This is a genomic window from Nocardia farcinica (assembly GCF_029867845.1).
GTDB classification, from domain to species: Bacteria; Actinomycetota; Actinomycetes; order Mycobacteriales; family Mycobacteriaceae; genus Nocardia; species Nocardia farcinica_A.
Window position 1 is genome coordinate 1 of sequence record NZ_JARWRU010000072.1, and the last position, 5,272, is coordinate 5,272.

General features: G+C 71.1%; 5 protein-coding genes and 1 pseudogene. 4 read left to right on the forward strand and 2 right to left on the reverse strand.

Annotated features, from left to right (window positions below; genetic code table 11):
• A pseudogene (locus tag QH283_RS01215) lies at positions 1–188 on the reverse strand (hypothetical protein); the annotation flags it as partial.
• 51 nt (positions 189–239) lie between these two features.
• Positions 240–602, reverse strand: a complete 363-nt coding sequence (locus QH283_RS01220; RefSeq protein ID WP_280501172.1) for a DUF1330 domain-containing protein — start codon at positions 600–602, stop codon at positions 240–242.
• Positions 603–691: 89 nt separating this feature from the next.
• Here QH283_RS01220 and QH283_RS01225 point away from each other — a divergent pair, with 89 nt between their 5' ends.
• The 4 genes from QH283_RS01225 to QH283_RS01240 all read left to right on the forward strand — a co-directional run.
• The gene (locus QH283_RS01225; RefSeq protein WP_280501173.1) at positions 692–2,482 is read left to right on the forward strand and encodes a thiamine pyrophosphate-requiring protein; all 1,791 of its coding nucleotides are present in this window, start codon (positions 692–694) and stop codon (positions 2,480–2,482) included.
• 119 nt (positions 2,483–2,601) lie between these two features.
• Positions 2,602–3,456: an SDR family oxidoreductase gene (locus tag QH283_RS01230; protein WP_280501174.1), complete on the forward strand. Its 855-nt coding sequence runs from the start codon at positions 2,602–2,604 to the stop codon at positions 3,454–3,456.
• Between the two features lie 257 nt (positions 3,457–3,713).
• Positions 3,714–4,508 carry a FadR/GntR family transcriptional regulator gene (locus QH283_RS01235; RefSeq protein ID WP_280501175.1) on the forward strand — a complete coding sequence of 265 codons (795 nt, stop codon included), beginning with the start codon at positions 3,714–3,716 and terminating at the stop codon, positions 4,506–4,508.
• Positions 4,509–4,727: 219 nt separating this feature from the next.
• On the forward strand, positions 4,728–5,272 hold a 545-nt coding region (locus tag QH283_RS01240; protein ID WP_280501176.1), incomplete at its 3' end, for an acyl-CoA dehydrogenase family protein.

The following is a 5,272-nucleotide window of genomic DNA, read 5'->3' on the forward strand; positions in this document are numbered from 1 at the left end:
CCCGGCGGCGGGGCCCGCGCCGGGGGCGGCTCCTTCTGCGCGCCCCCTTCCGGGGGGGGGGGTACCCGGGGGCGGCGCAACCGGCGCCCGCCCGCCTCGGCCACGGCGGCGGCGAGGGCGGGGGTGGACGGGCCGCCCGCCATCGGGGCGCCGACGAGCGGCAGGGGCAGTTCGCGCAGGTCGAGCATGAGCGGCCTTTCCGTCGGGAGCCCGATGGGGTGGCGATCAGGTCGTGCCGGTCACCACGCCGTGGTCGGTTGCAGCACAGCCTCTTCCAGCGCCTGGGTGCGCCAGGCGGTGACCTTCTGGTACTCGGGGTCGGCGACCATGTCGCAGAACACCTGCCGTGAGGGGTAGCGGACCAGGATCACCGCGTCCCACGCCTGGCCCTGCTCGGCCACCAGCGCGCTCGACCCGTCGCCCGCGTAGAGCACCTCGGCGCCGTAGCGCGGGGCGAAGGTCTGCCGCACCGCGTCGGCATAGCGGGCGTACAGCTCCCGGCCACCGGGGGCGAAGCGCAGCAGGTTGAGCATCACCACCGGTCCGCCGGGGTCTTCGGCGAGGAAACGTTTCAGATCGGTACCGCGGGGGTCGACAGCCATGTGCCCAGTATTCGCGTCCCGATTCGGAGCCGATCATGCGGGTACGGCCGCGGCAAGGAGACAGCCCGCGAACGGACGGAGAGCAAGCGATGGCAGAACAGGTCGGCGACTACGTGCTGCGGCGATTGCGGGAATGGGGGGTGAAGCAGGTCTTCGGTTACCCGGGCGACGGCATCAACGGCCTGATCGGGGCATTCGGGCGGGCAGGTGACGAGCCCGCGTTCATCCAGTCCAGGCACGAGGAGATGTCGGCCTTCGAGGCCGTCGGCTACGCGAAGTTCAGCGGTGAGGTCGGGGTCTGCGTGGCCACCTCGGGGCCGGGCGCGATCCACCTGCTCAACGGCCTCTACGACGCCAAACTCGACCACGTGCCGGTGGTGGCCATCCTCGGGCAGACCGCGCGCAGCGCCATGGGCGGCAGCTACCAGCAGGAAGTCGACCTGCAGAGCCTGTTCAAGGACGTCGCCTCCGACTACCTGGTCGAGGTCAACGTCGCCGAGCAACTGCCGAACGCGCTGGACCGGGCCATCCGCACCGCTCGCAGCCGCCGCGCGCCCACCGCGCTCATCATTCCCGCCGACCTGCAGGAGGAGAAGTACCAGCCGCCCGCGCACGCCTTCAAGGAGGTGCCATCCAGCCCGCCGGACGCGGCGACGGCCGCGACCATCACCGCCGACCCCGCGCAGATCGGGCGCGCCGCCGAGCTCCTGAACGCGGGCGAGCGGGTGGCGATCCTCGTCGGGCAGGGCGCGCGCGGCGCGGCCGAGCAGGTGCGGGAGGTCGCCGAACTGACCGGGGCGGGGGTGGCCAAGGCGCTGCTCGGCAAGGACGTGCTGCCCGACGACCTGCCGTACGTCACCGGGGCCATCGGCCTGCTCGGCACCAGGCCCAGCTACGAACTCATGCGCGACTGCGACACCCTGCTCATCGTCGGCTCCAACTTCCCCTACTCGCAGTTCCTGCCCGAGTTCGGTGCGGCCCGCGCGGTGCAGGTCGACATCGACGGCAGCATGATCGGGATGCGCTATCCCACCGAGGTCAATCTGGTCGGCGATGCCAGGCAGACGCTGAGCGAGCTGATCCCGCGGCTGGAGCGCAAGACCGATCGCGCGTGGCTCGAGCGCGTCGAAGCGAACGTGGCGCGCTGGTGGGACGTCCTGGAGCGCCAGTCCATGCTGGAAGCGCGCCCGGTGAACCCGATGCGGGTGGTCTGGGAGCTCTCGCGGCAGATCCCCGGCGACGCGATCGTCACCGCCGACTCCGGCTCGTCCACCAACTGGTACGCCAGGTGCCTGCGCATGCGTGAGCGGATGCGGGGCTCGTTGTCGGGCACCTTGGCGACCATGGGCGCCGGCGTGCCGTACGCGATCGGGGCCAAGTTCGCCCATCCCGACCGGCCCGCCGTCGCGCTGGTCGGCGACGGCGCCATGCAGATGAACGGCGCGGCCGAGCTGCTGACCATCCGGCGCTACCACGACCGGTGGACCGATCCCCGGCTGGTGGTCTGCGTGTTCCACAACAACGATCTCAACCAGGTCACCTGGGAGCTGCGCGCCATGGGCGGCGCGCCGAAATTCGAGGAATCGCAGTCGCTTCCTGACGTGAGTTACGCCGAGCTGGCCCGCGCCTGCGGCCTGCACGCGATCGCCGTCGACGATCCCGGCGACCTGGCCGCGGCCTGGCGTGCGGCGCTGGCCGCCGATCGGCCGACCGTGCTCGACGTGCGCTGCGACCCCGAGGTCCCGCCCATTCCGCCGCACGCCACCTGGGAGCAGATGAAGTCCACCGCCGAGGCGGTGCTGCGCGGCGACCCGGATGCCTGGCACATGGTCGCGCAGGGTGTGAAGGCCAAGGCTCAGGAGTTCGTCGCGGGCCGCTGACGGGGGCGTCCCGCTCAGCGGACAGGGCTGCGAAAAGCGCAGCACAATTTGGTCGCGGTATGACAATATTGCGCCGCGTGTGCCGGAGCGGCCGGCGCGGCGGTCAGGAGGCTGAGCAGGTGGGCGTGTATGTGGTGACGGGGTCGGCGTCGGGCATGGGCCGGGCGGTGGTCGAGAAACTGCGCGCCGCCGGTCACACCGTGGTCGGCTTGGACCTCCGCGACGCCGAGGTCGTCGCCGACCTGTCCACGCCACGGGGGCGTGCCGACGCCGTCCGCGCCGTGCTGGAGCAGACCGGCGGCACGCTCGACGGCGCGGTGCTCGCCGCCGGGCTCGGCCCGACGCCGGGCAAGGACCGCCCCCGGCTGATCTTCCAGGTCAACTACCTGGGTGTGGTCGAACTGCTCGACGGCTGGCGCGACGCGCTCGCGAAGAGCGGTGCGGCCAAGGTCGTGGTCTTCGGGTCCAATTCCACGACAACCACCCCGCTGGTGCCGCGCCGGGCCATCCGCGCCCTGCACGCGGGCGATGTGGACAAGGCGGTGCGTTCGCTGCGCGTGTTCGGCAAGCAGGCTCCCTCCATCGCCTACGGCGCTTCCAAGATCGCGGTGTCGCGCTGGGCGCGACGCAATGCCGTCACCGCGCGCTGGGCGGGCGCGGGCATCCGCCTCAACGTCCTCGCGCCGGGCGCGATCCTCACCCCGCTGTTGGAGAAGCAGCTCGCCACCCCGGCCGAGGCCAAGATCATCAAGGCCTTCCCGGTGCCGATCGGCGGCTTCGGCGACCCGGGCCATCTGGCCGACTGGGTGCAGTTCATGCTGTCGGACTCCGCGAGCTTCCTGTGCGGCAGCGTGATCTTCGTCGACGGCGGCTCCGACGCCTACTTCCGCGCCGACGACTGGCCCACCTCGGTCCCGTTGCGCAAGCTCGTCTCCTACGGCCTGCGTTTCCGCGGCTTCAAGCCCCTGCGCTGACCCGCTCGGCCGCGAGGGCCGGGCAGGGTGGATGTGTCGGCGCCGCCGCACATCTCGCGTGGGAACCTCGGGATGGTGGTCGGCGTGCTGGTCGAAGGCACCTCGCGGCCCACGGTGGCCGAGCGTGTGGAGCCGCCGATCGGCGGTGGAGAACAATCAGTTATATGATGTAGCTGTTGACCGGTGGGTCGCCCGACTCATCCGCATCCGCGAAACCGCACGAGAGCCGTTCTCGTCCCGAGGTATCGAGGTGAGCTGTGACCAGCGCTGTTTCGGTCGATGGCACGCATGGTCGTGTTCGCGCCCCCAAGACCGCCGAACTCATCGCCCGCCGGCTCCGCGGCGAGATCGTGCGTGGCGTGCTGAAGCCCGGCGACACCCTGCCGCCCGAGTTGGTGCTCGGCAAGCAGTTCGGTGTCTCGCGCCCGACCCTGCGTGAGGCGTTCCGAATTCTCGAGAACGAATCCCTGATCGTGGTGCGCCGAGGCTCGCGCGGCGGCGTGCAGGTCTCCTCGCCCGATCCCGCCGTGGCCGCGCGCCATGTCGGACTGTTGTTGCAGATGTCGGCCACCACCCTGGCCGATGTCTACGAGGCGCGCATGGTGCTCGAGCCCGCCGCGGTGCGGATGCTCGCCCGGCGTCACACCGACGAGGATCTGACGGCGCTGCGGGAGGCGGTCGCCGAACTGAAGGCGCTGGTCGCCGAGGGCACCGGAAGCGCGCGGTTCGACGAGTGGTCGCGGGCGGTCTTCCGGTTCCACGATCTGCTCATGGAGCGGGCGGGCAACAAGACGCTGGCCCTGCTGGCAGGCGTGCTGCGGGAGGTGGTCTCGGTGCACATGGACGCCGCGGTGCGCCGCTCCGCCGACCACGCCGAGATCGTGTCCCGGTTCCGCAAGACGCCGCGGGCGTTCACCAAGGTCGTGTCGCTGATCGAGGCGGGCGACGCCGACGCGGCCGAGCAGTTCTGGCGTGGTCACCTGGTGAAAGCGGGCAAGAACATGCCGTGGGGCACGCTCGCCACCGAATCGGTCGTCGATCTGTTCGACTGACGCCGCTCGTCTCGCGAAGTCGGCCCGGCACATCAGCGCTCGTGTGCGGCGGACGCTCCTGCTGCCGGGGTGCTGGGCGTCTTCGCGGTCCGCTGTCGAACATCACGCAGGGCGACCTGTACCCGGAGATCCGGCTTCACGGTCGGTGTGCGCCGTTCACCTGTCCATCGAATACAACTAGGTATAATAGGTGAACCTTTGATGCGATGAGGAGCGGGCATGGATCGGGAGCACGAGGAGCTGCGTGAGGTCGTGCGCCGCTACCTCGCCGAGAAATCGGATCTGTCCGGCATGCGGAAGCTGGTGCAGACCGGGCGGTTCCGCGACGAGGCGGTGTGGTCGCAGCTGGCGCGGCAGCTCATGGCGCAGGGCATCGCCGTCCCGGAGAGCTACGGCGGAGCGGGCTACGGGCCGGTCGAGCTGAGCATCGTGCTCGAGGAGATGGGGCGGTCGCTGGTCGTCTCGCCGTACTTCGCCACGGTGGCCCTGGCCGGACAGCTGCTGACCGCTTCCGCCGACGCCGCGGCGCGGCAGGCGTGGCTGCCCGGCATCGCCGACGGCTCGGTGACCGCGACCGTGGCGATCGGCGACGCGACCGGTGAGATCGCGGCGGACGCGGTGACGACGGTCGCCACCCGCGCGCCGGACGGCTGGCGGTTGACCGGCCGCAAACGGTTCGTGATCGACGGGACCACGGCCGATCTGCTGGTCGTCGCCGCCCTGGCCGACGGAGAACCCGCCCTGTTCACCGTCGAAGGCGCGGC

Coding starts and splice junctions, on each gene's coding strand:
- QH283_RS01220 (WP_280501172.1), bottom strand. CDS start 602: ATGGCTGTCGACCCCCGCGGTACCGATCTGAAACGTTTCCTCGCCGAA.
- QH283_RS01225 (WP_280501173.1), top strand. CDS start 692: ATGGCAGAACAGGTCGGCGACTACGTGCTGCGGCGATTGCGGGAATGG.